The 23120-nt window shown below is 55.5% G+C and carries 38 protein-coding genes; 34 read left to right on the top strand and 4 right to left on the bottom strand.

Annotated features, from left to right (window positions below; genetic code table 11):
• From G491_RS35050 to rplQ, 31 genes are all read left to right on the top strand, one after another.
• Nucleotides 1-99 (top strand): EF-Tu C-terminal domain-related protein (locus G491_RS35050; RefSeq protein WP_157468502.1); only part of this gene is annotated, 99 nt, incomplete at its 5' end.
• Nucleotides 100-118: 19 nt separating this feature from the next.
• Entirely contained in the window at nucleotides 119-430 is a 312-nt protein-coding gene (gene rpsJ, locus G491_RS0122465) for a 30S ribosomal protein S10 (protein ID WP_012611044.1), read from the top strand.
• Between the two features lie 98 nt (nucleotides 431-528).
• Nucleotides 529-1164 carry a 50S ribosomal protein L3 gene (gene rplC / locus G491_RS0122460; RefSeq protein ID WP_012611043.1) on the top strand — a complete coding sequence of 212 codons (636 nt, stop codon included), beginning with the start codon at nucleotides 529-531 and terminating at the stop codon, nucleotides 1162-1164.
• A 57-nt stretch (nucleotides 1165-1221) separates the two neighbouring features.
• The gene (gene rplD, locus G491_RS0122455; protein WP_028316149.1) at nucleotides 1222-1842 is read left to right on the top strand and encodes a 50S ribosomal protein L4; all 621 of its coding nucleotides are present in this window, start codon (nucleotides 1222-1224) and stop codon (nucleotides 1840-1842) included.
• Nucleotides 1842-2129, top strand: a complete 288-nt coding sequence (gene rplW, locus G491_RS0122450) for a 50S ribosomal protein L23 (RefSeq protein ID WP_028316148.1) — start codon at nucleotides 1842-1844, stop codon at nucleotides 2127-2129. The genes rplD and rplW overlap by 1 nt, the downstream gene beginning before the upstream one ends.
• A 74-nt stretch (nucleotides 2130-2203) precedes the next feature.
• Nucleotides 2204-3031 carry a 50S ribosomal protein L2 gene (rplB, locus tag G491_RS0122445; RefSeq protein ID WP_012611040.1) on the top strand — a complete coding sequence of 276 codons (828 nt, stop codon included), beginning with the start codon at nucleotides 2204-2206 and terminating at the stop codon, nucleotides 3029-3031.
• 22 nt (nucleotides 3032-3053) lie between these two features.
• Nucleotides 3054-3332 (top strand): 30S ribosomal protein S19, encoded by a 279-nt coding sequence (rpsS, locus tag G491_RS0122440; RefSeq protein ID WP_012611039.1) that lies wholly within the window; start codon nucleotides 3054-3056, stop codon nucleotides 3330-3332.
• A 27-nt stretch (nucleotides 3333-3359) separates the two neighbouring features.
• Nucleotides 3360-3686, top strand: a complete 327-nt coding sequence (gene rplV / locus G491_RS0122435) for a 50S ribosomal protein L22 (RefSeq protein WP_012611038.1) — start codon at nucleotides 3360-3362, stop codon at nucleotides 3684-3686.
• A gap of 22 nt (nucleotides 3687-3708) precedes the next feature.
• A complete protein-coding gene (rpsC, locus tag G491_RS0122430; protein ID WP_012611037.1) occupies nucleotides 3709-4368 on the top strand; it encodes a 30S ribosomal protein S3 in 660 nt (219 codons plus the stop codon).
• Nucleotides 4369-4425: 57 nt separating this feature from the next.
• Entirely contained in the window at nucleotides 4426-4833 is a 408-nt protein-coding gene (gene rplP, locus G491_RS0122425) for a 50S ribosomal protein L16 (RefSeq protein ID WP_012611036.1), read from the top strand.
• 2 nt (nucleotides 4834-4835) lie between these two features.
• Nucleotides 4836-5024, top strand: a complete 189-nt coding sequence (gene rpmC, locus G491_RS0122420) for a 50S ribosomal protein L29 (RefSeq protein WP_012611035.1) — start codon at nucleotides 4836-4838, stop codon at nucleotides 5022-5024.
• A 29-nt stretch (nucleotides 5025-5053) separates the two neighbouring features.
• Nucleotides 5054-5311, top strand: coding sequence for a 30S ribosomal protein S17 (gene rpsQ, locus G491_RS0122415; RefSeq protein WP_028316147.1), 258 nt, complete (start codon nucleotides 5054-5056; stop codon nucleotides 5309-5311).
• A gap of 16 nt (nucleotides 5312-5327) precedes the next feature.
• The gene (gene rplN, locus G491_RS0122410) at nucleotides 5328-5696 is read left to right on the top strand and encodes a 50S ribosomal protein L14 (RefSeq protein WP_012611033.1); all 369 of its coding nucleotides are present in this window, start codon (nucleotides 5328-5330) and stop codon (nucleotides 5694-5696) included.
• A 34-nt stretch (nucleotides 5697-5730) separates the two neighbouring features.
• A complete protein-coding gene (gene rplX, locus G491_RS0122405) occupies nucleotides 5731-6054 on the top strand; it encodes a 50S ribosomal protein L24 (protein ID WP_012611032.1) in 324 nt (107 codons plus the stop codon).
• A gap of 25 nt (nucleotides 6055-6079) precedes the next feature.
• Complete coding sequence (gene rplE / locus G491_RS0122400; protein WP_012611031.1) at nucleotides 6080-6619, top strand: 50S ribosomal protein L5; 540 nt, start codon at nucleotides 6080-6082, stop codon at nucleotides 6617-6619.
• 38 nt (nucleotides 6620-6657) lie between these two features.
• Nucleotides 6658-6843 carry a type Z 30S ribosomal protein S14 gene (locus G491_RS35045; protein ID WP_084511644.1) on the top strand — a complete coding sequence of 62 codons (186 nt, stop codon included), beginning with the start codon at nucleotides 6658-6660 and terminating at the stop codon, nucleotides 6841-6843.
• 75 nt (nucleotides 6844-6918) lie between these two features.
• Nucleotides 6919-7317 carry a 30S ribosomal protein S8 gene (rpsH, locus tag G491_RS0122395; RefSeq protein WP_012611029.1) on the top strand — a complete coding sequence of 133 codons (399 nt, stop codon included), beginning with the start codon at nucleotides 6919-6921 and terminating at the stop codon, nucleotides 7315-7317.
• 112 nt (nucleotides 7318-7429) lie between these two features.
• Nucleotides 7430-7966 (top strand): 50S ribosomal protein L6, encoded by a 537-nt coding sequence (gene rplF / locus G491_RS0122390; protein WP_012611028.1) that lies wholly within the window; start codon nucleotides 7430-7432, stop codon nucleotides 7964-7966.
• A gap of 51 nt (nucleotides 7967-8017) precedes the next feature.
• Nucleotides 8018-8386 carry a 50S ribosomal protein L18 gene (gene rplR, locus G491_RS0122385; RefSeq protein ID WP_012611027.1) on the top strand — a complete coding sequence of 123 codons (369 nt, stop codon included), beginning with the start codon at nucleotides 8018-8020 and terminating at the stop codon, nucleotides 8384-8386.
• 17 nt (nucleotides 8387-8403) lie between these two features.
• Nucleotides 8404-8907: a 30S ribosomal protein S5 gene (rpsE, locus tag G491_RS0122380; protein ID WP_012611026.1), complete on the top strand. Its 504-nt coding sequence runs from the start codon at nucleotides 8404-8406 to the stop codon at nucleotides 8905-8907.
• A 30-nt stretch (nucleotides 8908-8937) separates the two neighbouring features.
• Nucleotides 8938-9117, top strand: a complete 180-nt coding sequence (rpmD, locus tag G491_RS0122375; RefSeq protein WP_012611025.1) for a 50S ribosomal protein L30 — start codon at nucleotides 8938-8940, stop codon at nucleotides 9115-9117.
• A gap of 5 nt (nucleotides 9118-9122) precedes the next feature.
• Nucleotides 9123-9563 (top strand): 50S ribosomal protein L15, encoded by a 441-nt coding sequence (gene rplO / locus G491_RS0122370; RefSeq protein ID WP_012611024.1) that lies wholly within the window; start codon nucleotides 9123-9125, stop codon nucleotides 9561-9563.
• Between the two features lie 3 nt (nucleotides 9564-9566).
• Nucleotides 9567-10874, top strand: coding sequence for a preprotein translocase subunit SecY (secY, locus tag G491_RS0122365; RefSeq protein WP_012611023.1), 1308 nt, complete (start codon nucleotides 9567-9569; stop codon nucleotides 10872-10874).
• 7 nt (nucleotides 10875-10881) lie between these two features.
• Nucleotides 10882-11640, top strand: a complete 759-nt coding sequence (gene map, locus G491_RS0122360; RefSeq protein WP_012611022.1) for a type I methionyl aminopeptidase — start codon at nucleotides 10882-10884, stop codon at nucleotides 11638-11640.
• Nucleotides 11640-11858 (top strand): translation initiation factor IF-1, encoded by a 219-nt coding sequence (gene infA / locus G491_RS0122355; protein WP_012611021.1) that lies wholly within the window; start codon nucleotides 11640-11642, stop codon nucleotides 11856-11858. Before map ends, infA begins: the two co-directional genes overlap by 1 nt.
• 64 nt (nucleotides 11859-11922) lie before the next feature.
• Nucleotides 11923-12042 (top strand): 50S ribosomal protein L36, encoded by a 120-nt coding sequence (gene rpmJ / locus G491_RS35040; RefSeq protein WP_428829363.1) that lies wholly within the window; start codon nucleotides 11923-11925, stop codon nucleotides 12040-12042.
• A gap of 12 nt (nucleotides 12043-12054) precedes the next feature.
• Entirely contained in the window at nucleotides 12055-12438 is a 384-nt protein-coding gene (gene rpsM, locus G491_RS0122350) for a 30S ribosomal protein S13 (RefSeq protein WP_012611020.1), read from the top strand.
• A 21-nt stretch (nucleotides 12439-12459) separates the two neighbouring features.
• A complete protein-coding gene (rpsK, locus tag G491_RS0122345; RefSeq protein ID WP_012611019.1) occupies nucleotides 12460-12846 on the top strand; it encodes a 30S ribosomal protein S11 in 387 nt (128 codons plus the stop codon).
• Nucleotides 12847-12878: 32 nt separating this feature from the next.
• Nucleotides 12879-13505: a 30S ribosomal protein S4 gene (gene rpsD / locus G491_RS0122340; protein ID WP_012611018.1), complete on the top strand. Its 627-nt coding sequence runs from the start codon at nucleotides 12879-12881 to the stop codon at nucleotides 13503-13505.
• Nucleotides 13506-13631: 126 nt separating this feature from the next.
• A complete protein-coding gene (locus G491_RS0122335) occupies nucleotides 13632-14663 on the top strand; it encodes a DNA-directed RNA polymerase subunit alpha (protein WP_012611017.1) in 1032 nt (343 codons plus the stop codon).
• Complete coding sequence (gene rplQ / locus G491_RS36665; RefSeq protein WP_012611016.1) at nucleotides 14660-15304, top strand: 50S ribosomal protein L17; 645 nt, start codon at nucleotides 14660-14662, stop codon at nucleotides 15302-15304. Before G491_RS0122335 ends, rplQ begins: the two co-directional genes overlap by 4 nt.
• A gap of 55 nt (nucleotides 15305-15359) precedes the next feature.
• On the opposite strand, the gene mtaB is transcribed toward rplQ, so the two are convergent.
• From mtaB to G491_RS0122310, 4 genes are all read right to left on the bottom strand, one after another.
• Nucleotides 15360-16673 (bottom strand): tRNA (N(6)-L-threonylcarbamoyladenosine(37)-C(2))-methylthiotransferase MtaB, encoded by a 1314-nt coding sequence (mtaB, locus tag G491_RS0122325; protein WP_028316143.1) that lies wholly within the window; start codon nucleotides 16671-16673, stop codon nucleotides 15360-15362.
• 17 nt (nucleotides 16674-16690) lie between these two features.
• Entirely contained in the window at nucleotides 16691-17761 is a 1071-nt protein-coding gene (mnmA, locus tag G491_RS0122320; RefSeq protein ID WP_028316142.1) for a tRNA 2-thiouridine(34) synthase MnmA, read from the bottom strand.
• A gap of 8 nt (nucleotides 17762-17769) precedes the next feature.
• Nucleotides 17770-18213: an NIL domain-containing protein gene (locus tag G491_RS0122315; RefSeq protein ID WP_028316141.1), complete on the bottom strand. Its 444-nt coding sequence runs from the start codon at nucleotides 18211-18213 to the stop codon at nucleotides 17770-17772.
• A gap of 158 nt (nucleotides 18214-18371) precedes the next feature.
• Nucleotides 18372-18794 carry a hypothetical protein gene (locus tag G491_RS0122310; RefSeq protein ID WP_012611012.1) on the bottom strand — a complete coding sequence of 141 codons (423 nt, stop codon included), beginning with the start codon at nucleotides 18792-18794 and terminating at the stop codon, nucleotides 18372-18374.
• 178 nt (nucleotides 18795-18972) lie between these two features.
• On the opposite strand from G491_RS0122310, the gene G491_RS32045 reads away from it, so the two are divergent.
• The 3 genes from G491_RS32045 (at nucleotide 18973) to G491_RS0122295 (ending at nucleotide 23096) form a co-directional block, all read left to right on the top strand.
• On the top strand, nucleotides 18973-20964 hold the full coding sequence (locus tag G491_RS32045) for a tetratricopeptide repeat protein (RefSeq protein ID WP_051327459.1): 1992 nt from the start codon (nucleotides 18973-18975) through the stop codon (nucleotides 20962-20964).
• Between the two features lie 55 nt (nucleotides 20965-21019).
• Nucleotides 21020-21436 (top strand): secondary thiamine-phosphate synthase enzyme YjbQ, encoded by a 417-nt coding sequence (locus G491_RS0122300; protein ID WP_028316140.1) that lies wholly within the window; start codon nucleotides 21020-21022, stop codon nucleotides 21434-21436.
• A 64-nt stretch (nucleotides 21437-21500) separates the two neighbouring features.
• Complete coding sequence (locus G491_RS0122295; protein ID WP_157468500.1) at nucleotides 21501-23096, top strand: tetratricopeptide repeat protein; 1596 nt, start codon at nucleotides 21501-21503, stop codon at nucleotides 23094-23096.
• Nucleotides 23097-23120 lie beyond the last annotated feature (24 nt).

Genomic DNA, 23120 nt, shown 5'->3' with positions numbered 1-23120 from the left:
CTGATTACGCCCATCGCCATGGAAAAGGAAGTGCGCTTCGCCATCCGTGAAGGCGGCCGCACCGTGGGCGCCGGCGTCGTTTCCGAAATTATAGAGTAGAGGATTACAGGTTTATACCATGTTAATGAATGACAAAATACGGATTCGGCTTAAGGCTTACGACCATAAGCTCCTGGACCAATCAGCCGCAGACATAGTCGATACCGCCAGACGCACTGGGGCCAAGGTTGTGGGGCCCATCCCGCTGCCCACGCGCATCAATAAGTACTGCGTTCTTCGTTCGCCCCACGTGGACAAGAAATCGCGGGAGCAATTCGAGGTAAGGACCCACAAAAGGCTGCTGGACATTCTGGAACCGACCCAGCAGACCGTGGATGCTCTTATGAAACTGGACCTCTCCCCCGGAGTGGATGTCGAAATCAAAGTGTGATTCGGGGTACGTCCATAGAAGAATATACTCTCCCACCGGTCCCGGATCTCATGCCGGGGCGGCGTGGTCAGATGTATTAAGTCAGGAAGTGACAGGCCATGAGCAAAGGAATATTGGGAAAAAAACTGGGGATGACCGGTCTTTTCTCGTCTGACGGGCGCCACATTCCGGTTACGGTGATCGAAGCCGGACCTTGCGTGGTCACCCAGATCAAGACCAAGGACAAAGACGGATACAACGCCCTGCAACTCGGTTTCGGGCCTAAGAAGGAACGCCATACGAACAAGCCCGAGACTGGGCACTTTGAGAAAAGCGGCGGCGCCGCTTATGTCATGGTCAAGGAATTCGCCGTTGACAATCCTGAGGAGTTCGAGCTGGGACAGTCTCTATCCACCGAGTTGTTCGCGGTGGGCGAAAAAATTGACGTCGCAGGCGTATCCAAAGGGCGCGGTTTTGCAGGCGTTATGAAAAGACACGGCTTCGGCGGCGGAAGAATGACCCACGGCGGCCGTTGTAAACGCCGGCCTGGCTCCATCGGCTGCAGCGCCTGGCCTTCAAAGGTTATTAAAGGTAAAAAGCTGCCCGGCCATTACGGAGTGGAACGGAAAACCGTAAGGAATCTGGAAATTGTGGATATCCGGGCCGATCAAAACCTCATCCTCCTCAAGGGGGCGGTTCCCGGCGCTAAATCCGGCATGCTGGAGCTGAAAAAGTTGAAGTTCGGCGGCAAGTAAACCAACGGGGCTTGCAATTCTCAGTCCCTTCGCGTGAAAGCGATATGAGGCATAGTTATGGCAAAGGTAGAAGTTTGCAACATGAGCGGCGAAAAGGTTTCCGAAATTGACCTGGCCGACGAAATTTTCGGAGTGGAAGTAAAGGGCAGCGTGCTCCACGAAGTCGTGGTCATGCAGCTGGCCAACCGCCGTGCCGGCACGGTATGCGTCAAGAACCGCTCCGACGTTCGCGGCAGCACACGGAAGCTCTACCGCCAAAAAGGAACAGGCCGCGCAAGAAAAGGCGACATCAAGTCTCCGGTTCTGAGAGGCGGAGGCGTGGTTTTCGGGCCCCATCCCCGGGACTACTCCTATAAGGTGCCCAAGAAAGTGCGCAAAGCCGCCCTTAAAATGGCCCTTTCCTCCAAGCTGGCGGACAACAGCTTGAAGGTCGTGGACAACATGGATCTTCCGGAAATCAAGACAAAGGCCTTCGCTGAAGCCATGGCGGCCATGGGCGTGGACACCGCCCTCATCGTCACCACAGGCGAAGAGAAGAACCTGGAGCTTTCGGCCAGGAACATGAAGGGCGTGAAGGTCATGCCCACCGCCGGTCTGAACGTATATGACATTCTGAAGTACGGCAATCTCATTCTCGCCCAAGGCGCCATCGAAGCCATTGAAGGGAGGTTGCTCTAATGAACGTATACGAGATCATCAGACGCCCGGTGGTGACGGAAAAAAGCACCATTCAAAAAGAAGAAAACAACCAGCTCACCTTTGAGGTGGACAAGAAAGCCAACAAGGTTGAGATCGCCCGGGCCATAGAAAAGATTTTCAAGGTCAAGGTGTTGGACGTGCGGACCTCCACGGTCAATGGCAAGTTCAAACGCCGCGGAAAAGTTCTGGGCAAACGCCGCGACTGGAAAAAGGCCATGGTCACCCTGGCTCCCGGCGCGCGCATTGATTTCTTCGACGGCGTATAGACAGGCAAGGTTTTAACTAGATAGGCATCTTGTCGCGATTTCGGTCGCGGCATATTCAATTGGGAGGACGACCCATGGCGGTCAGAAAAACAAAACCCACTTCGCCCGGAAGGCGTTTTCAGGAATTCGGCACCTTTGAGGAAATCACCAAAAAGAAGCCCGAAAAAAGCCTGATCAAGGTGGTCAAGAAAAGCGGCGGCAGGAATGCCAACGGGCGCGTCACCTGCAGGCATCGCGGGGGAGGATCCCGCAGACAACTCCGGATTGTGGACTTCAAGCGGAACAAAACCGGCATCCCCGCCAAGGTGGCCGCCATTGAATACGATCCCAATCGCGGCGCACGCCTCGCTCTTCTTCATTACGTGGACGGAGAGAAACGTTACATCATCGCCCCGGTCAACCTGACGGTGGGCGATATGGTGGAAAGCGGACCCGAAGCCGACATCAAGCCCGGCAACGCGCTTCCCCTCAACAACATCCCTCTGGGCACCCAGATCCATAATATCGAGTTGAAGGTCGGCAAGGGCGGACAAGTCGTTCGCGGCGCCGGAACCTTCGCGCAATTGGTTGCCAAGGAAGGCAAGTACGCTCAGGTGCGTCTGCCCTCCGGCGAAGTTCGTCTGGTTCTGCTCAAGTGCATGGCCACCATCGGACAGGTCGGCAACGTGGAGCACGAAAATCTGGCCTTGGGTAAGGCCGGACGCAAGCGTTGGCTCGGCCGCAGGCCCAGCGTACGCGGCGTGGCAATGAACCCGGTTGACCATCCCATGGGCGGCGGCGAAGGCCGTTCCTCAGGCGGCCGGCATCCTTGTTCTCCTTGGGGCATGCCCACCAAGGGGTATAAGACCCGGAAGAACAAGACAACCGACAAGTTTATCGTAAGAAAGCGCAATAAACGCTAAATAGCATTCATTAGGAGTGGTTATGCCTCGGTCATTAAAAAAAGGGCCGTATATCGAGCCGAAGTTATTGAATAAGGTTATGGTTGCCCAGGAAAGCCGCAGCAAAAGGGTTATCCGCACCTGGTCCCGGCGTTCAACCATAATCCCGGAGATGGTGGGCCTGACCCTGGCTGTGCATAACGGCAAAAAGTTTCTCCCGGTGTTCGTGACCGAAAACATGGTCGGCCACAAGCTGGGCGAATTTTCGCCGACAAGGACCTTCTACGGGCACGCCGGAGATAAAAAGACCCGGGGCAAATAATAAGGCCCGGAAGAGGACTGATTAAAAATGCAAGTTAAAGCGACAGCAAAATACATGCGTGTTTCTCCTCAAAAGGTCCGCAAGGTCGCCGACGCAGTCAAGGGGAAACCGGTGGAAGCAGGGTTGAACGTATTACAGTTCATGCCCCAGAAATCCGCAGCCATGATCGCCAAGGTCATCCGTTCAGCAGTGGCCAACGCCGAAGTGGGCGGGGTGGACGTGGACGACCTGGTCATCAAGGGCGTTATCGCCGATCAAGGGCCCACATTGAAGAGGTTCCGGGCCCGCGCTCAGGGCCGTGGGGCCAGAATCTTAAAACGCACCAGCCACATTACCGTGGTTTTAGAGCAATGATGCGCCGCATAAGGAGGAATACGTGGGCCAGAAGGTAAATCCCATAGGATTAAGGCTGGGAATCGTCAAGACGTGGGATTCCCGGTGGTATGCTGAAAAGGGAAAGTACGCAGAGTTTATCCGTGAGGATTTCAAGCTGCGCAAGTTCCTTAAGAAGAAACTGCACCACGCCGGCATCTCCAAGATCGAAATCGAACGCTCCGGCAGGCGTGTGCGTCTGCGCGTCTTTGCAGCCAGGCCCGGTATTGTCATCGGAAAAAAAGGTTCGGAAATCGAACAGCTCAAGAAGGAACTGGAAAAGATGGTGGACAACGAAGTCCTCATCGACATCCAGGAGGTGAGAAAGCCGGAACTGGACGCTCAGCTTGTGGCTGAGAACGTGGCTATGCAGTTGGAACGCCGCGTGGCTTTCCGCCGGGCTATGAAGCGCGGCATCAGCTCGGCCATGCGTTTCGGCGCCCAGGGCGTGAAGATCATGGCCGCCGGCCGTTTGGGCGGCGCGGAAATGGCCCGCCGGGAATGGTACCGCGAAGGCCGTATGCCCCTGCATACTTTGAGAGCGGACATCGATTACGGATACACCGAAGCCAACACCACATACGGTGTGATTGGGGTCAAGGTTTTCATCTTCAAGGGCGAGATCCTGAAGAGCGACACGGAAGCCGCCAATCCTACTGCATAGTCGTTGGAATAGTTAACCCACGGCGAAACACTGCCGTGTGATAGGAGTATTTAGGTCATGCTTAGTCCTAAGAAAGTAAAACATCGCAAGGTGCAAAAAGGGCGCATGCAGGGAGTCGCCCGCAGGGGCGGCGTCTTGAATTTCGGGCAGTTCGGGCTGCAGGCGTTGGAATGCGGATTCGTTACCAACCGTCAGATCGAAGCCGCTCGTATCGCCATGACGCGCCACGTGAAGAGGGGCGGCAAAATCTGGATCAGAATCTTTCCGGACAAGCCCTTCACCAAAAAGCCCGCCGAAGTCCGGATGGGTAAAGGTAAAGGCGCCCCGGAAGGCTGGGTGGCCGTGATTAAGCCAGGTAGAATTCTGTACGAAATGGACGGCGTGTCCTATGAACTGGCTGCCGAGGCTCTGCGCCTTGCCGCGCATAAGCTGCCTATCAAGACCAAGATTGTGGCACGGAGCTAATCATGAAGGCAAAAGAAATTAGAGAGATGGGAGCGGATGAAATCCGCCGCAAAATAGATGACAGCACCCAGGAGATGTTCAATCTTCGGTTTCAGCATGCCACGGGCCAGTTGGAAAACACCGCCCGGCTGAATAAAACCAAGAAAGAAGTCGCCCGGTTGAAGACTATTTTGAAGGAAGTGGAACAATAACCCTTTTCAGGCATACGGGTTTGCGGACTATGAAGGAACGAGGAAATAAGAAAAGGATGGTGGGGACGGTTGTTAGCGACCGCATGGATAAAACGGTCGTAGTCCTGATCGAGAGAACCGTAAAACACCCCCTCTACAAAAAATACATCAAGAGGCGCGCCCGTTACTCGGCCCATGACGAGTCCAATAGCTGCGGCATGGGAGACTTGGTTCAAATTGCGGAATCCAGGCCTCTGTCCAAGACCAAACGGTGGCGAGTGACCCAGATTCTGGAAAAGGCGGTCTAGTTAAAGGGGTGATGAAATGATTCAGGCAGAAACCAGGCTAACGGTTGCTGACAATTCAGGGGCCAAAGTGCTCGGCTGCATCAAGGTTTTGGGTGGCTCCAAACGCCGGTACGCATCGGTGGGAGACATCATTGTGGTCTCCGTGAAGGAAGCCATACCCAATTCCAAGGTGAAGAAGGGCGACGTTATGAAAGCCGTGATCGTTCGGACCAAAAAGGAAATCCGTCGTCCCGACGGAACCTACATTCGGTTTGACGACAACTCCGCGGTTTTGATCAATGCTACGAAAGAACCTATCGGCACCCGTATTTTCGGGCCTGTCGCCAGGGAGCTTCGTGCAAAAAGATTTATGAAAATCATTTCGCTGGCGCCGGAAGTTTTATAATTCCGTCAAGGGCGACGCAGGAGAGGCCAAGAAAATGAACAAGGCTTGCCCCATTAAAAAAGGCGACAGGGTCAAAGTCATTGCCGGCAGGGAAAAAGGCAAAGTAGGCAATGTGCTCAGGGTCCTGGCAGATAAAGAGAAGGTTATTGTCGAGAATTTGAATATGGTCAAACGGCACCAAAAACCTGGCGGAATGACCAAGCAGGGCGGCATCATTGATATGGAGGCCCCGCTTCATTGGTCCAACGTCATGGTGATGTGCGAGAAGTGCGTAGCCCCTGTTCGCGCGGCCAACCGGGTGTTGGAAGACGGAAAAAAAGTCCGGGTTTGCCCCAAATGCAACGAACCTTTGGGCTAAGACGCCGGTTGGCGGAGGAATAAAGATGTCAACTTTGAGGACGGAATATTTAGAAAACGTGGCGCCTAAGCTGCAGGAGGAGTTCGGCTACTCCAACGCAATGCAGATTCCCCGGCTTTCCAAAGTGGTCCTGAACATGGGCCTGGGAGAAGCGATCCAGAACAACAAGATTCTGGAAGGCGCCGTCGACGAACTCACCTTGATCTCCGGGCAAAAGCCCGTAGTGACCAAGGCGAAAAAATCCATCGCCGCTTTCAAGCTCAGGGAAGGCATGCCCATCGGCGTGACCGCCACCCTGCGCCGGGACAGGATGTACGACTTCCTGAACAAGCTGGTGAACGTCACACTGCCCCGCGTCCGCGACTTTCGGGGGATTTCCCCCAAGGCCTTCGACGGCAGGGGAAATTACACCCTTGGCATCAGGGAGCAGATCATCTTCCCTGAGATCAATTACGACAGGATTGACAAGGTCAAGGGCTTGAACATTACCATAGTCACAACGGCCAAAAACGACGAAGAAGGGCGGAGGTTGCTGACGCTCTTGGGAATGCCGTTCAGAAAGTAGTTGACTGGCACAGCCGACGGTCAATCAAGGAGGTAGTTTTGGCAAGGAAATCCCTTTGTATAAAAGCGCAGCGCACACCAAAGTTCAAGGTCAGGACCTACAACAGATGTCCTTTGTGCGGTAGGCCCAGAGGCTACATGCGGAAATTTGGCATTTGCAGGATCTGCTTTCGGAACATGGCTTCCGAAGGATTGCTTCCTGGCGTGATCAAATCGAGTTGGTAAACTGCACTTGTGCCAAAAGCCCATACCCGGGAAAAGGTCCCGGAAGTATGTTGTTAATGATAACGGAGAGGTTTGATGGGAATGACAGATCCATTGGCGGACATGCTCACCAGAATCCGAAATGGCGTTAAAGCCCGGTTTACTCAGGTGGACATCCCTGCCTCTAATGTAAAAATTGACGTGGCCAGGGTTCTGAAAGATGAAGGTTTCATCAAGAACTATAAGGTCATCAAGGACGACAAGCAGGGCATTTTGCGCGTGTACCTCAAGTATGGGCCCAGCCAGACCCCAGTTATTTACGGGATCGAACGGGTTAGTCGCCCAGGTCGCCGAGTGTATTTGAAGGCCAAGGATGTCAAGCCTGTCCTTCACGGCATGGGCAGCGCCATTCTCACCACGTCCCAGGGCGTAATGACCGACCGCGAGGCTAGGATTAAGAACGTGGGCGGTGAGGTGATCTGCAAAGTCTGGTAATGCCTTTTATATTAGCTATAAAAGGCCGCCGGATACTAGTATGGCCCGACGCTGTGCGTCATATGAGAAACAATAACCCAGGTTGCGGTTTCAATTGTTCAAGGAGTTTGCAATGTCCCGGGTAGGAAAAAAGCCGATTCCAATACCGGCAAAAACGAAAGTTACCGTGTCCAACGGCACGGTGACCGTTCAGGGAGAGAAGGGCAAGCTGGAACGCCCCCTGCATCCTGACGTAGAACTGAAGATAGAAGGCGACGAGATCACGGTTGTGCCTGTGGTCGAGAGAAGGAAAATCACGGCGGTGCAAGGTCTTGTACGCAGCCTGGTCGCCAACATGGTCACCGGAGTGAGCACAGGTTTCAAGCGGGTTCTGGAAGTGAACGGCATTGGGTACAAGGCCGAACTGAACGGCCAGACCTTGAACCTGACTCTGGGCTTCTCCCACCCGGTGGATTTTCCTTTGCCCCAAGGCATTACCGCCGAGGTGGACAAGAAGAATAACATCACCTTGGAAGGCATTGATAACGAGCTGCTGGGACAGACCGCGGCTTCCATTCGGGCCTTAAGGCCGCCTGAGCCTTACAAGGGCAAGGGAATCAAGTACGCTGAAGAGCGCATCATTCGCAAGGCAGGTAAAACCGGCGCTTAGCGCGCGGTAATCTTGCCCCAAACTTTTAATGCGAAATATTGGGTAAAAGTCATGGCAAAACCGAGTAAGAAAAACAGAACCCACGAAAAACGCAAGGTGAGGGTCCGCAAGAAATTGTTCGGAACCCAGGATCGCCCCAGGCTGTCGGTTTTTCGTAGCGCCAAGCACATATACGCGCAGGTGATCATAGACGAAACCGGCCAGACCATCGCCGGCGCCTCTACCCTGGACAAAGAAGCCAAGGATAAGGGCGGCTTTGAGAGCAAGGTCGAGGCGGCCAAGTTCGTGGGCAAGCTCGTCGCCCAAAGGGCCAAGGAAAAGGGTGTGACCAAAGTGGTATTTGACCGGAATGGCTTCCTGTACCATGGTCGCGTGAAGGCAGTGTCCACCGGGGCCCGCGATGGCGGGTTGGAATTTTAGGCCAAGGAGATTGGGTCTTGCAGAAACAACAGGATAGAGACGAAAAAGAATTTATCGATAAAGTGGTGCACATCAGTCGTGTCGCCAAGGTCGTCAAGGGCGGCCGCCGCTTCTCCTTCTCCGCCGTGGTCGTGGTGGGAGATGGCGAAGGCAGAGTGGGCAGCGGCCTGGGCAAGGCCGGGGAAGTTCCCGAAGCCATCCGTAAGGGCGTGGAAGCAGCAAAGCGCTCCATGGTTCGGATTCCCGTGGTCAACCAGACCATCCCCTTTGAGGTCGTTGGACGCTTCGGAGCCGGCAAGGTGCTCCTGAAGCCTGCCAGGCCCGGTACAGGCGTGATCGCCGGCGGCGCCGTGCGCGCTGTGTTGGAAGCGGTCGGCATCGGTAACATCCTTACCAAGTGCCAGGGCTCCCACAACCCGCACAACGTGGTGAAGGCTACGATTGAAGGCCTGAAATCTCTGGAAACCCGGGAGGCCGTGGCAGCCCGGCGGGGCGTGAGTCCTGAAACTCTGATGCCCTAATCAGGCCTTAGCAAGGACAAGGGAAGAACGATGAAGCAGAAAATCAAGGTGACGCTGGTCAAGAGTATGATAGCCAGACCCGAAAAGCACCGGAAAGTCCTGCGCGGCATGGGTCTCACCAAATTGAATAAAACCGTGGAACTGGAAGACACTCCGTGCATTCGCGGCATGATCCACAAAGTTTCGCATCTGGTTTCAGTTAAGGAGTAGCAGGCATGAAGCTCAACGAACTCTCCCCCCCAAAGGGGGCGCGGACAGCAAGAAAACGCAAGGGCCGCGGCCCTGGATCCGGCCTGGGAAAAACCGCAGGCAAGGGACACAAAGGCCAGAAAGCCCGTTCCGGCGGCGGTGTGCGTCCAGGTTTTGAAGGCGGCCAGATGCCAGTGCATCGCCGGCTGCCCAAACGTGGGTTTTGCAACATATTCGCCAAAAAAATCGCTGCGGTCAACGTTCGCGATTTGGCCCGTTTTGAAGCCGACTCTGTGGTGGACGCCGCCGCATTAAGAGAGGCCAGGCTGATTTCCGGCAAGGTGGACGGCGTCAAGATCCTGGGACATGGCGAAATCACCCAGGCCCTGACCGTCAAAGCGGACCAATGGAGCGAGTCGGCCAAAGAAAAAATCGAAAAGGCCGGCGGGAAGATCGAGGCAGCTTAAATTATGGTAGGCGGTGGTTTTCAGAACATTTTCAAGATCCCGGAGTTAAAGCGCCGCGTATTGATTACAGCAGGCCTTTTGGCTGTGTATCGCATCGGCGTACATATACCTACTCCCGGAGTGGACGGCAACGCGTTGGCGGCTTTTTTCGCTGCGCATCAGGACACCATTCTCGGGCTCTTTGACATGTTTTCCGGCGGGGCGCTTGAACGGTTGTCCGTTTTCGCCCTCGGCATTATGCCTTACATCAGCGCGTCCATTATTCTCCAACTCCTCACGGTGGTCATTCCGCATTTGGAAAGGCTGTCCAAGGAAGGGGATGCAGGACGCAAGAAGATCACCCAGTACACCCGTTACGGGACGGTGCTCCTATCCATTATTCAGGGCTTCGGCATTGCCGTGGGCCTGGAGCAAATGGCCAGCTCCGCTGGGGAGATCGTGCCTGTCGGCGGATGGAGCTTCCGGATCATGACCGTGATCACCCTCACCGCTGGCACCGCCTTTATCATGTGGCTGGGTGAGACCATCACGGAGCGCGGCATAGGAAACGGCATCTCGCTGATTATCTTCGCGGGCATCGTGGCCAGAGGCCCGGCAGCCGTATCCAAGACCATCACCCTGATCGGCGCCGGCACCTTGGGCGTCTTCACGGTCGCGGGCCTGGCGATTTTTATGGTTGCGGTCATCGGGTTGATTATCTTTGTGGAAACGGCCCAAAGACGAATACCCGTGCAGTACGCCAAACGGGTTGTGGGGCGCAGGCAGTACGGCGGACAGAAAACCCACTTGCCGCTCAAGATCAACCAGAGCGGCGTTATTCCGCCCATCTTCGCCTCGTCGCTCATGATGTTTCCGGCCACCATCGCCCAGTTTTCGGGAATCGAAGCCCTCAACAAGTTTGCTGAGTGGCTCACCCCCGGAACCGGCATTTGGGAAATTCCCTATGTGGCCTTTATCTTCTTTTTCTGCTATTTCTATACGGCTGTCACCTTTAATCCGGTGGACGTGGCGGATAACTTGAAGAAATACGGCGGGTACATTCCGGGCGTGCGACCTGGAAAAAGGACTGCCGATTACATTGACAAAGTCCTGACCCGCATTACCCTTGGCGGGGCCATCTATGTGTCGGCCGTGTGCGTCATGCCCACAGCTTTGATGGTAATGTTCAAGGTTCCCTTTTATTTCGGCGGCACCGCTCTGCTTATCGTGGTAGGCGTGGCCCTGGATACCATCGCCCAGATGGAATCCCACATGATCACACGGCATTATGAGGGCTTTCTCAAGAAGGGCGGAAAAACGCGGGGACGATAGCTGAATTATGTTTGTTCTTAAGTCTCGCAGGGAGATTGAACTGATAAGGAACGCCAACCAGATTGTTGGCACAGTGTTGAAAAAACTGGCGTCCATGGTCAAACCGGGTGTCACCACCCTTGAACTGGACGCTTTAGCCAGGAAGATGTGTAAGGACTTCGATTGCAAGCCCGCCTTCCTGGGATACAGGGGGTTTCCATTCGCCCTGTGCGCCTCCGTGAACGAACAGGTGGTTCACGGATTTCCTTCTGACCGCCAACTCAAGGAAGGGGACATCCTTTCCATGGATTTTGGAGTCAGGAAGGAAGGCTATTTCGGCGATTCGGCCGTTACGGTGGCTGTGGGTTCCATTAGCCGGGACGCGCAGCAACTTATGGATGTGACCGAACAATCCCTCTACGCCGGAATAGATCAGGCCCGGCCTGGAAATCGCGTCTCGGACATTTCTGCGGCTGTGCAGAAATGCGTTGAGGCGGCGGGTTTCTCGGTCGTCCGCAGTTTTGTGGGGCACGGCATAGGAAAAGAGTTGCATGAAGAACCCCAAGTGCCTAACTTCGGCGCCCCCGGCCGAGGTCCTCGTTTGAAGGCTGGCATGACCATAGCCATAGAGCCCATGGTGAATGCCGGAAGGTACGAGGTGGATGTTTTGGATGATGGTTGGACCGCGGTGACAAGGGACGGGACCTTGTCTGCCCATTTTGAGCATACAATTGCTATTTTGGAAGACGGTCCGGTGATTTTGAGCGCCGTAGACGGGAGCGAGTAATGGCCAAGGAAGATGCCATTGAGGTTCAAGGGACGGTAGTGGAAACGCTGCCCAACGCCATGTTCAAGGTGGAATTGGAAAACAAACACCAGGTATTGGCCCATATTTCAGGCAAGATGCGGATGCACTTCATCAAGATCCTGCCTGGGGACAAGGTGACAGTGGAACTATCCCCCTATGATTTAACCCGGGGGCGCATTACTTACAGGTTCAAATAACCATCGCTAAGGAAGCATAGCCGCTCCATCGCCGCAGGCGAAGAGCGCTCTTCTTTACCAGGAGATGACAATGAAGGTCAGGGCATCAGTAAAACGGATTTGCAGCAAGTGCAAAATTGTTAAGCGTAAAGGCGTTGTCAGAGTGATCTGCGAAAACAAACGCCATAAACAAAGACAAGGATAGGGGAAAAGCCAAATGGCACGTATCGCGGGCGTAGACTTGCCGAAGAGAAAGCGTATAGAGATTGGCCTTACCTATATTTTTGGTATCGGTCGCTCCACATCCTCTAAGATATTGGAAGAGCTGGGCATCGACCCGGACACCAAGACAGATGATCTTACCGAAGGCCAGGTCAATGATATCAGGAAACTGATAGACAGCAAATACCGGGTTGAAGGCGAGCTCCGGACTCAGATTTCCATGAACATCAAAAGGCTCATGGACCTGGGTTGCTACCGGGGTCTCCGTCACCGGAGAGGCCTGCCTGTACACGGACAGAGAACGAGCACCAATGCCCGGACCAGAAAGGGCCCCCGTAGGGCCGCGGTCAAGAAAAAGGGCGGAGCCAAAAAGAAGTAACCTTAACTTACTGGTGGTGAAATGGCTAAACGAAAGGTTGCGCGTAAGCGGGACAAAAAGAACATACCCAGTGGAGTGGCTCACATTCAGGCCACCTTTAATAACACCATTGTGACAATCACAGATCCTTCCGGAGCTGTGGTGTCCTGGTCTAGCGCTGGCGTTGTGGGCTTCAAAGGCTCACGTAAAAGCACTCCGTTTGCGGCTCAGCTTGCTGCTGAAGACGCCGCCAAAAAGGCGATGGAGCACGGCATGCGGAACGTTGAAGTGTATGTGAAAGGACCAGGTTCGGGCAGGGAATCCGCCCTTCGGGCCCTCCAGGGCGCCGGTTTGAACGTGGTTATGCTTCGGGACGTTACACCCGTTCCTCACAATGGATGCCGCCCCCGCAAAAGGCGCAGGGTTTGATCTTTTTGGCGTTATAAAAAAAGGAGGCCGTTTTGGCAAGGTATCGTGGTTCGGTCTGCAGGATCTGCAGGCGCGAAAACTTAAAGTTGTTCTTGAAAGGGGACCGCTGTTATTCCGATAAATGCGCCTTTGATCGCAGGAGCTATCCTCCCGGACAACACGGACAGCGGCGCACCAAGATTTCCGATTACGGAATCCAGCTGCGTGAAAAACAAAAAATCAAGAGAATGTACGGCTTGACCGAAAAGCAGTTCCATCTGACCTTTAAAAAGGCTGACCATGCCAAGGGCATTACAGGTACGAACCTGCTGGTCAACCTGGAGAGAAGACTGGACAACGTGATTTACAGGCTGGGCTTCGCCGATTGCCGCACTCAGGCAAGGCAGATGGTCCGCCATAATCACTTTACGGTCAACGGTCATAAAGTAAATATCCCTTCCGCCCAGGTCAGCATCGGCGACACGATCGAAGTGCGTGAAAAAAGCCGCACCGTGGCAGTCATCACCAATGCCATGGAAGCTGTGGCCCGCCGGGGTCTGCCCCAGTGGCTGGAATTGGATAAGGCGAATTTCAAGGGCGTTGTGAATGCGTATCCCGTCAGGGAAGACCTGACCATGCCCATGCAGGAACAGCTCATCGTGGAACTCTACTCCAAGTAGTTGGGTCTGCCGGGTTCATCCATCCTGGGGCTGCCGCGTTATTGCCGCTATGCAGCCTCGGCTGGTTAACACAGGGCGGCCCAAGGGCGGTCGCCGTCCCACGTACGCAAACTTCGAGAGGTGATAATGACCGTAAACGAGTTGATGTACATGAACTGGCGGGAGTTGATCAAACCCCAGCGGGTTCAGGTGGAAAGCTCCCCGACGCATGGAAAATTCATCACCGAACCTCTGGAGAGGGGCTTCGGGTTGACCCTGGGCAACGCGCTCAGAAGGATCATTCTGTCCTCGTTGCACGGAGCGGCCATTGTTTCGGTCAAGTTCGACAACGTCATGCATGAGTTTTCCGCCATTCCAGGCGTTCTGGAAGACGTGTCGGAGCTTATCCTGAATCTGAAAGAAGTCCGGTTGACCATGACGGAAACCGGCCCCTGCCCGCTCAATCTGGAAAAGCAGGGTCCCGGCGTCGTAACCGCAGGGGACTTGATCAGCCCCAACGGAAAGGTTCAGGTGCTGAATCCGGACTTGTACATAGCCACCATTTCCGACGACAGCGTCTTCCGCATGGAGATGCAATGCCAGGTCGGCAAAGGCTATGCCATGGCGGAAGCCAATAAGAATGAAGATGATCCCGTTGGGACCATTCCTATAGATTCGGTTTTCTCTCCCATACGCCGGGTCAACTATGTAGTGGGCAACGCCCGTGTGGGCCAACGCACCGACTACGACAAGCTGACCCTGGAAGTGTGGACGGATGGCAGCCTGACCCCGGAAGACGCCGTGGCCTACGCCGCCAAAATCCTGAAAGAGCAGATCAGCATCTTCATCAATTTCGATGAAGAGATGGAGCCGGAACAGGAAGTGGAAGCCGAAGAAACCGACGCCCCGGAATTCAATGAAAATCTGTACCGGAGCGTTGACGAACTGGAACTTTCCGTGCGCAGTGCGAACTGCCTGAAGAACGCCAGTATTCACAAGATTTTTGAGCTTGTCCGGAAGACGGAAAGTGAGATGTTGAAGACCAAAAATTTCGGGAGAAAATCTCTCAACGAGATCAAAGAGGTTCTCTCCGAAATGGGACTTTCCTTTGGCATGAAGCTGGAAGGCTTCCAGCCGCCCGAGGAAAGCGATGAAGAAGGAGACACCGAAGACTCATGAGACATCAAAAAGGCGGAGTAAAGTTAAATCGAACGTCTTCCCATAGAAAGGCCATGTTCCGCAACATGGTGACCTCCCTTTTTGAAAACGGGCAAGTGAAGACGACAGACGCCAAGGCCAAGGAACTGCGCCGCTGGGCCGACCAGATGATCACCCTCGCAAAGAGGGGCGATCTGCACGCCCGGCGTCAGGCAATGGCGGTTATTCGCAATAAACAAGTGGTGCACAAGCTGTTTGAAGCCGCCAACGAAAGATTCGGCGAAATCAACGGCGGTTACACCCGCATCACCAAAATAGGCATGCGCAAAGGCGACGCCGCTCCCATCTCCCTGGTGGATTTTGTAGGCGGCGACGTGGTGGAAAAGGGCGAAAAAGGCTCTTGGTTAAGCCGCTTCACCGCTTTGGGCAAAGCCAAGGCTGACAAAGAAGCCAAACCCGCCGCTCCCGCCAAGGAAGCCGCTCCTGTAGAAGAAGCTCCGGCCGCTGAAGCCGTGGAAGCGGCTCCTGCAGAGGAAGCTCCTGCGGAAGAGGAAGCCGCTCCTGCGGAAGAAGAAGCTCCCGCAGAAGAGGAAGCTCCTGCAGAAGAAGAAGCTGCAGAGGAAGAGGCTCCTGCCGAAGAAGAGGAAAAAGCCAAGGAATAACAAGGCTTTTTGCAGATATACAACGAAAAAAGGCGGCTTTGTAAGCCGCCTTTTTTCATTCCAGGGTCCCGATAACCCGGCCTTTGGGGGTGAGCTTTTCGGCCTTCACCCTGACCAGGCTGGACTTGACCGGCGGCGCATCCGCGGAAAAAAGCACGGGGACGTAATTGCGCGCCACCCCCTTATGCAGGCCGGTCTTGGCGTCCTTCCTGCCTTCCACGCAAACCTCCACAGTCTTGCCGATGATTCCCGCATGAAAGGCCAGGCGCTTTAAGCCCCCCAGGTCGCGAATGATTTTGGTCCGTTTGGCCAATACGTCCGGCGGAACCTGATCCGGAAACTTGGCGGCCGGCGTTCCCTGCCTCTGGGAATAGGGAAAAACATGGAAATAAGAGGCGGGCAGCCTTTCCAGCAGGGATAGGGCCGTCTTGAAATGCTCCTCGGTCTCGCCGGGAAAGCCCACCAACACGTCCACGCCGATTCCCGCCTCGGGCAGCGCTTTTCTGACGTTGTGGACAAGCTCTTCGAAAAACTCCGCGGAATAGGGGCGGTTCATTCTTTCCAGGATCTCGCTGTCTCCGCTCTGCAGAGGCAGGTGAAGGTGCGGGCAAATCCGCTTTGAGCCGGCCATAAGGTCCAAAAGATCCTGGCTGACTTCCTTGGGCTCAATGGAGCTTAAACGGAGCCTGCCTGACTCCATGCGGCCCTCCAACTCCTTCAGTAAGGAAACCAGGTCCGTGGGCGGATCCAGGTCCTGCCCGTAATAGCCCAGGTGGATGCCGGTGAATACGATTTCGCCGAATCCCTGGCCGGTGAGGTGGGCAACATGCCGCAGGACCGCGTCCCAGGGCATGCTCCGGCTTGGCCCCCGGGTGTAGGGCACAATGCAATAGGTGCAGAATGCGTTGCATCCGTCCTGGATTTTCAAAAAAGGCCGGCTTCTGGTTCCCGGCACGGGTATGTCCGGAACCGGAAAATCGTGGTGAGAGCGAATTTCGCCGCACAACTTCTCGGCGGATTTGCGAGGGCTTTCCTTTTCTATGATTTGAGGGATGAGATGCCTTTGGGTGTTGTCCACCACAAAGGAAACCCCCTTGATGCTTTCAAGGGCCTCAGGCTCGCTTTGAGCGTAGCACCCGGTTGCAAGCACCAACGCCCCTTTGTGGGCCTTGATGGCCTGTCTGAGCGCCTGTCTGGACTGCGTAGAGGCTTTATGGGTGACGGTGCAGGTGTTCACCACCACCACATCGGCTTTCTGCTTCTCGCCCACCCGCGTCATCCCGGCTTTCTCCAGAATGCAGGCCAGGTTGTCCGACTCGTATTGGTTCACCTTGCAGCCCAAGGTGTTTATGTAAAATGTCTTCGGCATAAGAGCTCTTGGTCCGTTTATTGGTTTAGCGGCTTGTCGATCCATCCGGCGCCTAAAACTTCGTCTTCCTGGTAGAACACCGCGCCCTGGCCGGGAGTGACGGCTGATTGAGGTTCGTCAAACCACACGTTGACGGTTCCGTCCTCCAAAACTTCGATGGCGGAGGCCGCTTCTTTGTGTCTGTATCGAATCCGCGTCGCCGCCTCAAATGCGTTTTTTTGGGGAGGGACGATCCAGTTGACGCCTGTAACGTGCACCCCGCGGGACAGCAGGCCGCTTTTAAAGCAGACGGTAATGCGATTGGCGGCGGGATCGATTGCCTGGACGTAATAGGCCTCGGAGGCCGGGATGTTAATGCCCCTGCGCTGTCCGATTGTAAAGGCGAAAACGCCCTGGTGCCTGCCTATGACCTCGCCCTGGACGTTCACCACGTCGCCCGGCCTGGATGGAAAGCCCGGCTGATTCTGCAAAAAGTCCCGGTATCTGTCGTCTGCGATAAAGCAGGTCTCCTGGCTTTCGGGTTTGGTGTATTTGTCCAGGCCCAGTTCCACTGCTTTTTCGCGGATCTGGTCTTTGGTGAATTCACCGAGTGGAAAAACGGCTGCGCCCAGTTGGGCCTGGGAGAGAAAGCCCAGAAAATAGGACTGGTCCTTTTTAAGGTCCGCGCCCTTGACAAGACGAAAGCGGCCGGCGGAATCCGGGCATACTCGTGCGTAATGCCCGGTGGCGATTTTTTCTGCGTTAAAGCGGTTGCGGGCGGCGTCCAGGAGGGCGCCGAACTTGACGGTTCGGTTGCATACCATGCAGGGGTTGGGCGTGCGGCCCTTGAGATAGGTATCCACAAAGGGGGCTACAACGTGGGTGTGAAATTCCTCCTGCAGATTGACGACTTCTATGGGAAGGTCCAGTTCCTTTGATGCCCGGGCCAGCGGCTCGGGAACTCCGTCCGGGCCGGGAGGGGCGCCCTCGTTTTCAAATCCCGTGATGAAATGGATTCCCACCATATCCCGGCATGTCTGCTTAAGCAGATAAGCGGAGATCATGGAGTCCACGCCTCCGCTCATGGCTATGGCGATCCGGGAAGCCATGGGAGGCCCTACACTTCAGGCAACAAATCGTCTACGGGATGCAGATTCATGGCTCTGGGCGGGCAGACCCGCACGCACAGCTTGCATACGCTGCATTTTTCCTGGTCAAAAACCACGTGCATGTCCGGCCGGGAGACGGACAAGGCGCCCGTGGGGCAGACCGCCGTGCAGGTTCCGCAGTGGGTGCATACATCTTCGTTCCGGCCGATTTCCTCTTCCGTCTTTTGGACCTTGATCCCTTCCTGCTTCAAATAGGCCATGCCCCGTTCGAAATTCTGGGGGGTTCCAAAGAGCTGGAGAACCATCACCCCTTCCTTGCGGGGGTATATGGTGGCGTTGAGGATGTTGAAGGTCAGATCGTACTCCCTGGCCAGGTTGCACACCACCGGGCTGTCGGCCCGGCCTTTGGGAAATCGAAGAATGAGCATTTTTGAATAGGTGTCTTTAACCATCTAATAAGCCTCCTGCCGGCTGTTTCTTCCATGGGTTGAGCGGCGATGGAGCCGCCCGGGCCGGGAGACGGGTTTCCTCTCAACCGGACCTGAATTTTTAATTGTAGGCAGAGGGGCGAGGATTGTCAATCGGCAATTGCGGGTTTTTCCAAACAAGATCAGACAAGCATGGCAAGGGCCAGCCGGTACACCTTCACAATGCCCCACAAGCCCAATCCCATGAGCATAAAAGATGAAAAAATGATGATCCTGCCCCGTTGCAAGGCGTCGCGCCCCTGAATCAGGACCGTGTCCCGGATCACCCGGATGCCCGGAGGCGGAAATCTGCCGTAGGTCAGGGTGAGCTTGCCCACGGCCATGAGGTACAAGCCCAAGGGAAACAGGGTGAGGAATAAAACCATCAGGCCCCCGAACAGCACGTGCATGATCATCTGGGGGCGGTCTCCGGTCCTTCCCGCGAATTCCAGCAGGGACGGCATGAACGCAAAGGCAATGAGCCCGCCCACGGCTATCCCTAAAAACAGATACCGAAGCATGCGGTTTCGGTACTTTTTGTCTGCTCGTATGATGATCTTGTCCATGTTGCTTCCGTCGGCGAAGGAAAGATTTCGGCCCTTAGCATACTCCTTACGGCCTGACTTCTCAACGAAAATCGGCGAAAATCGGCCTGGATAAACCCGGCGCCCTATGTTACTATTGTTTCACAAGAATTTTTTCCATCATCGCAAAGGAACTCAGGCTATGGCCAATGGGGGGTAAATGAGCCTGACCCGGCGGAGTACCTTTTTCGGATTTGTTCTGGCGATTATCGTGTTTGGGGCCTTTTATCCCGCCTTGCACGGGGGATTTATCTGGGACGACGACCACTACGTGACCGCCAATCCCGCGCTGACCGCACATGACGGCCTGTCCCGCATCTGGTTTGATAGGGAAGCCACGCCCCAATATTACCCCCTGGTTCACACCCTGTACCGGTTGGAGCACAACCTTTGGGGATTCAACCCGTTAGGATACCATGCAGTAAACCTGTGCCTGCACATCCTGGCGGCCCTGCTTTTGTGGCGGGCGCTTTTTCTGCTGCAGATTCCCGGAGCGTGGCTGGCCGCGCTCTTGTTCGCCGTGCATCCGGTTCAGGTGGAAACCGTGGCCTGGATTACGGAGCGCAAGAACGTCCTGTCCGGCGTGTTTTATTTGGGCTCGGGCTTGTGTTTGCTGCGATATTTTTTTCCCTCCGGCGATGAAGCCCCATCGTCTCCATGGTATTGGGCGGGGCTCGTCCTTTACGTCTGCGCGCTGTTAAGCAAAACCACCTCGGCGACCCTGCCTCTGGCCGTGATGGTTGTCCTGTGGTTCAAGCGAGGCCGGGTCTCCTTAAAGGAGTCGGCCTGCCTGGCGCCTTTTATCGCCCTCGGCCTAATTTTCGGGCTGCACACAGCTTGGCTGGAGGTGCATCACGTGGGCGCCTGGGGCGAGGATTGGGCCTTGAGTCCGGCGCAGAAAATCATCCTGGCCGGCCGCTCGTCCTGGTTTTACGCCCTCAAGCTGCTGGCGCCGGTCAATCTGGCCTTCAACTATCCCAGGTGGAACCTGGACGCGTCCAGGTGGGTTTTGTATCTATACCCTGCAGGGATGATTTTGCTTACCGGCCTTCTTTGGCGTCTTAGGAAGCGCATATCCCGCGGGCCCTTCGCCGGAATGCTGTTTTATCTGATTGGGCTTTTTCCCGCTTTGGGCTTTTTTCGGGTTTATCCTTTTCGCTATTCTTATGTGGCGGACCATTTCCAGTATCTGGCCTGCATAGGGCTTTTGGCTTTGGTTGGGGCGGCGGCCGTCCGGCTTTATAAAAGGAGCCCCGTTCCTGCGGCGATTTTATCCGGTTTGATTATTACCGGGCTCTGCGTGTTGACCTGGAATCAAACCCTGCTGTTTAAGGATTCCCAGACCCTGTGGGAGCGCACTCTGGAAATCAACCCCCACTCCTATCAGGCCCACAACGACCTGGGCGCCATCCTGGCGGGGCAGGGGAAGCTGGATGAGGCTGTGGAGCATTTCAGGCAGGCTGCGGCCATTCAGCCGGATTACCCGGAAGCCTGGAACAACCTGAGCCAGGCCGCATTCGCCGCGGGAGACTACGCCCAAGCGAAAGCCCTGGCGGAAAAGGCTTTGAGCCTGGATCCCGTCAACGCTCTGGGGCACTGGAACGCGGGCATGGCCTGTTTGCGTTTGAATGACCGGCATTGTGCGTTAAGGCATTTTGCCTGGGCGACGGCGTCCGACCCGGACTGGGGGCGGGCCAACCTGATGCTGGCCAAATTGCTGGCTGCAAAGGGCCATCCTGAAAAAGCCCGGGTTTTTTTCGAAAATGCCTTGGCTTTCATGCCGCAAAGCCTGGAAGTGCATTTGGTTTTCGCCCAGGTTTTGGAGGATTTGGGCGAGTATCGCCAAGCGCTTGGGTTGTACGACCAGGCCTTGCTGCTGGACTCGGACAACCCGGCGGTTCTGTACGGCAAGGCTCAGGCTTTATTCCACGCCGGATACCGGACCGAAGGCGCGGCCCTCATGAAGATCTTGACAGTCTCAGCCCCGGATAATCCCGGAGTCAATTACAATTACGGGCTCATGCTGCTGGCCCTGGGCGACGGAGCCCGGGCGCAGGCTTATCTGGAAAAGGCCCTGGCGGCCAAACCGGATTTTTTGGAGGCCCAAAAAGCCCTGGAGATCGCCCGCCGTATAAAGAACCCGTTGCAATAGACAAGCAAAACCTCTATGCCTGGAGCATGATTGCATCATAGCACGGGAGGAATACATGAAATCGTATCGCAAGGAATTATGGTTTGAAATCCCCGCCCGCCGGGGATTTGTCAACATCACCCGCACGGTCCAGGAATGCGTGGCTGACAGCGGCATCCGGGAAGGCCTGGTTTTGTGCAACGCCATGCACATCACGGCCTCGGTTTTCATCAACGACGACGAATCCGGCCTGCATCATGACTACGAGGTGTGGCTGGAAAAATTGGCGCCCCACGCTCCCGTGGAGCAGTACCGCCATAACGTGGGCGAGGATAACGCGGACGCCCACATGAAGCGCCAGATCATGGGCCGCGAGGTGGTGGTGGCCATCACGGACGGCTTGTTGGACCTGGGAACCTGGGAGCAGATTTTCTACGGAGAGTTTGACGGCCGCCGCAGAAAACGGGTGTTGGTCAAGATTATCGGAGAGTAGATTTTTGGAAGACGCCGGGCATCGGGGGATATCCGCAAACGGCGGGGGAGGGCGGCGAGGCTGGATGGCGCTTTTGGGGGCCGTCTTTGCAACGGCCTTTTTGGTGCGGCTGTTTTACTGCCTGGAAATCTCCCGGACGCCCTTGTTTTCTCTGCTTATGAACGATGCGGCGTCCTATGACGCCTGGGCCAGGGAGATCGCCGGAGGGGACTGGCTGGGGGACAAGGTGTTTTACCAGGCCCCGTTGTATCCTTATTTTCTGGGGGCGGTTTATCGGATTTTCGGGCCGGACCTCTTCACGGTCCGCCTTATCCAGGCGGCGATCGGAAGCATAACCTGCGTCCTGACCGCCGCGGCGGGAAAACGTTATTTTTCCCTCAATGCCGGAGCGGTTGCGGGCTTTCTTATGGCCCTTTACCCTCCGGCCGTTTATTTTGACGTACTCATCCAGAAGACTGTACTGGCCCTCTTTTTTACGGCGCTGTTTCTATACATTGCAGGGAAAGGGAAAGACGCCCCGTCCCGTTTTGTATGGCTTGCAAGCGGCGTTTGTTTGGGCCTGCTGTGCCTTGTGAGGGAAAATGCGTTGCTGCTGGTTTTTCTGGCGGGCCTGTGGATCTTTTGGGGCTATGGGGATCAATCAAGGAGAAAACGCTTGTCCTGGGCGCTTGCGTTTTTTCTTGGGACAGCCCTGATCCTTATACCGGTAGGCGTCAGAAACCAGGTAGTGGGCGGGCGGTTTTTTATTACAACCTCCCAGTTCGGCCCCAATTTTTACATAGGCAACAATCCAGAGGCCAACGGCATGTACATGCCTCTGGTGGAAGGCCGGGGCATGACCGAGTTCGAACGGGAGGACGCAACCCGCCTCGCCCAGGAGGCCGAAGGGCGGGAGCTGACTCCGGCCCAGGTTTCCCGTTATTGGACAGGAAAGGCTTTGGACTTCATCCTGTCCAGCCCCGGCCATTGGGCCGCGCTTATGCTGCAAAAATCCTGGCTGTTCTGGAACGCAACCGAACTGCCGGACACCGAATGCCAGTACATCTACGAGAAGCATTCCCGCATTCTGGGAGCCATTGCCGAAAATTTTCATTTTGGAATACTGCTGCCCCTGGCGGTTTTCGGAGTATGCGTCGCCATTCGGGACAAGAAAAGCCTGGGCCTGCTATATGTTTCGGCGGCGGGTTTTTTCGCCTCCACCATTTTGTTTTATGTGTTCGCCCGGTACAGGGCGCCGATTATCCCTATTCTGGCCATATTCGCAGGGGCGGGATTGGCCGGGGCGGCGCCGATGCTCATGGCTTGGCGCATTAAGCAGCTTGCGCTTTGTCTGGCGTCGGCGCTTGTTATAGCCCTGCTGGTCAATCAGCCTTTGCCGTTTAAAAATCAAATGACGTCCATGGCCTTTTATAATGCGGGAACCACTCTTTACAACCAGGGCCGGGAGAATGTATCTATTCCTTATTTCCGGGAAGCCATTCGCCTGGACCCGGAATTCGCCTTCGCCCACTACAATCTGGCCCTGGCCCTGGAACGGCTGGGCAGAAACAGCGAAGCTCTGGTGCAATACACCCAGGCGGTGCGTTTGAATCCGGATGCGGACAGGCACCGGATTCGCCTGGATATGCTTAGAAAAAAAATGAACGGTGCGGATGACTAAGGCCGGGCCGTCAGCAACAAAAAT

Source organism: Desulfatibacillum aliphaticivorans DSM 15576 (assembly GCF_000429905.1).
GTDB classification, from domain to species: Bacteria; Desulfobacterota; Desulfobacteria; order Desulfobacterales; family Desulfatibacillaceae; genus Desulfatibacillum; species Desulfatibacillum aliphaticivorans.
The sequence above is the reverse complement of the archived record's forward strand: the minus strand, read 5'-3'. Positions and strand labels throughout refer to the sequence as shown.

Coding starts and splice junctions, on each gene's coding strand:
- infA (WP_012611021.1), top strand. CDS start 11,640: ATGGCCAAGGAAGATGCCATTGAGGTTCAAGGGACGGTAGTGGAAACG.
- rplB (WP_012611040.1), top strand. CDS start 2,204: ATGGCGGTCAGAAAAACAAAACCCACTTCGCCCGGAAGGCGTTTTCAG.
- G491_RS0122310 (WP_012611012.1), bottom strand. CDS start 18,794: ATGGACAAGATCATCATACGAGCAGACAAAAAGTACCGAAACCGCATG.
- map (WP_012611022.1), top strand. CDS start 10,882: ATGTTTGTTCTTAAGTCTCGCAGGGAGATTGAACTGATAAGGAACGCC.
- rpsQ (WP_028316147.1), top strand. CDS start 5,054: ATGAAGGAACGAGGAAATAAGAAAAGGATGGTGGGGACGGTTGTTAGC.
- G491_RS0122315 (WP_028316141.1), bottom strand. CDS start 18,213: ATGGTTAAAGACACCTATTCAAAAATGCTCATTCTTCGATTTCCCAAA.
- rplW (WP_028316148.1), top strand. CDS start 1,842: ATGAACGTATACGAGATCATCAGACGCCCGGTGGTGACGGAAAAAAGC.
- mtaB (WP_028316143.1), bottom strand. CDS start 16,673: ATGCCGAAGACATTTTACATAAACACCTTGGGCTGCAAGGTGAACCAA.
- rplR (WP_012611027.1), top strand. CDS start 8,018: ATGGCAAAACCGAGTAAGAAAAACAGAACCCACGAAAAACGCAAGGTG.
- rplQ (WP_012611016.1), top strand. CDS start 14,660: ATGAGACATCAAAAAGGCGGAGTAAAGTTAAATCGAACGTCTTCCCAT.
- rpmD (WP_012611025.1), top strand. CDS start 8,938: ATGAAGCAGAAAATCAAGGTGACGCTGGTCAAGAGTATGATAGCCAGA.
- rplD (WP_028316149.1), top strand. CDS start 1,222: ATGGCAAAGGTAGAAGTTTGCAACATGAGCGGCGAAAAGGTTTCCGAA.
- secY (WP_012611023.1), top strand. CDS start 9,567: ATGGTAGGCGGTGGTTTTCAGAACATTTTCAAGATCCCGGAGTTAAAG.
- rplO (WP_012611024.1), top strand. CDS start 9,123: ATGAAGCTCAACGAACTCTCCCCCCCAAAGGGGGCGCGGACAGCAAGA.
- rpsK (WP_012611019.1), top strand. CDS start 12,460: ATGGCTAAACGAAAGGTTGCGCGTAAGCGGGACAAAAAGAACATACCC.
- rpsM (WP_012611020.1), top strand. CDS start 12,055: ATGGCACGTATCGCGGGCGTAGACTTGCCGAAGAGAAAGCGTATAGAG.
- rpsH (WP_012611029.1), top strand. CDS start 6,919: ATGGGAATGACAGATCCATTGGCGGACATGCTCACCAGAATCCGAAAT.
- mnmA (WP_028316142.1), bottom strand. CDS start 17,761: ATGGCTTCCCGGATCGCCATAGCCATGAGCGGAGGCGTGGACTCCATG.
- rplV (WP_012611038.1), top strand. CDS start 3,360: ATGCAAGTTAAAGCGACAGCAAAATACATGCGTGTTTCTCCTCAAAAG.
- rplX (WP_012611032.1), top strand. CDS start 5,731: ATGAACAAGGCTTGCCCCATTAAAAAAGGCGACAGGGTCAAAGTCATT.
- rpsJ (WP_012611044.1), top strand. CDS start 119: ATGTTAATGAATGACAAAATACGGATTCGGCTTAAGGCTTACGACCAT.
- G491_RS0122295 (WP_157468500.1), top strand. CDS start 21,501: ATGGCGCTTTTGGGGGCCGTCTTTGCAACGGCCTTTTTGGTGCGGCTG.
- rpmC (WP_012611035.1), top strand. CDS start 4,836: ATGAAGGCAAAAGAAATTAGAGAGATGGGAGCGGATGAAATCCGCCGC.
- rplC (WP_012611043.1), top strand. CDS start 529: ATGAGCAAAGGAATATTGGGAAAAAAACTGGGGATGACCGGTCTTTTC.
- G491_RS0122335 (WP_012611017.1), top strand. CDS start 13,632: ATGACCGTAAACGAGTTGATGTACATGAACTGGCGGGAGTTGATCAAA.
- rplN (WP_012611033.1), top strand. CDS start 5,328: ATGATTCAGGCAGAAACCAGGCTAACGGTTGCTGACAATTCAGGGGCC.
- rpsS (WP_012611039.1), top strand. CDS start 3,054: ATGCCTCGGTCATTAAAAAAAGGGCCGTATATCGAGCCGAAGTTATTG.
- G491_RS0122300 (WP_028316140.1), top strand. CDS start 21,020: ATGAAATCGTATCGCAAGGAATTATGGTTTGAAATCCCCGCCCGCCGG.
- G491_RS32045 (WP_051327459.1), top strand. CDS start 18,973: ATGAGCCTGACCCGGCGGAGTACCTTTTTCGGATTTGTTCTGGCGATT.
- rplE (WP_012611031.1), top strand. CDS start 6,080: ATGTCAACTTTGAGGACGGAATATTTAGAAAACGTGGCGCCTAAGCTG.
- rplF (WP_012611028.1), top strand. CDS start 7,430: ATGTCCCGGGTAGGAAAAAAGCCGATTCCAATACCGGCAAAAACGAAA.
- rpmJ (WP_428829363.1), top strand. CDS start 11,923: ATGACAATGAAGGTCAGGGCATCAGTAAAACGGATTTGCAGCAAGTGC.
- rplP (WP_012611036.1), top strand. CDS start 4,426: ATGCTTAGTCCTAAGAAAGTAAAACATCGCAAGGTGCAAAAAGGGCGC.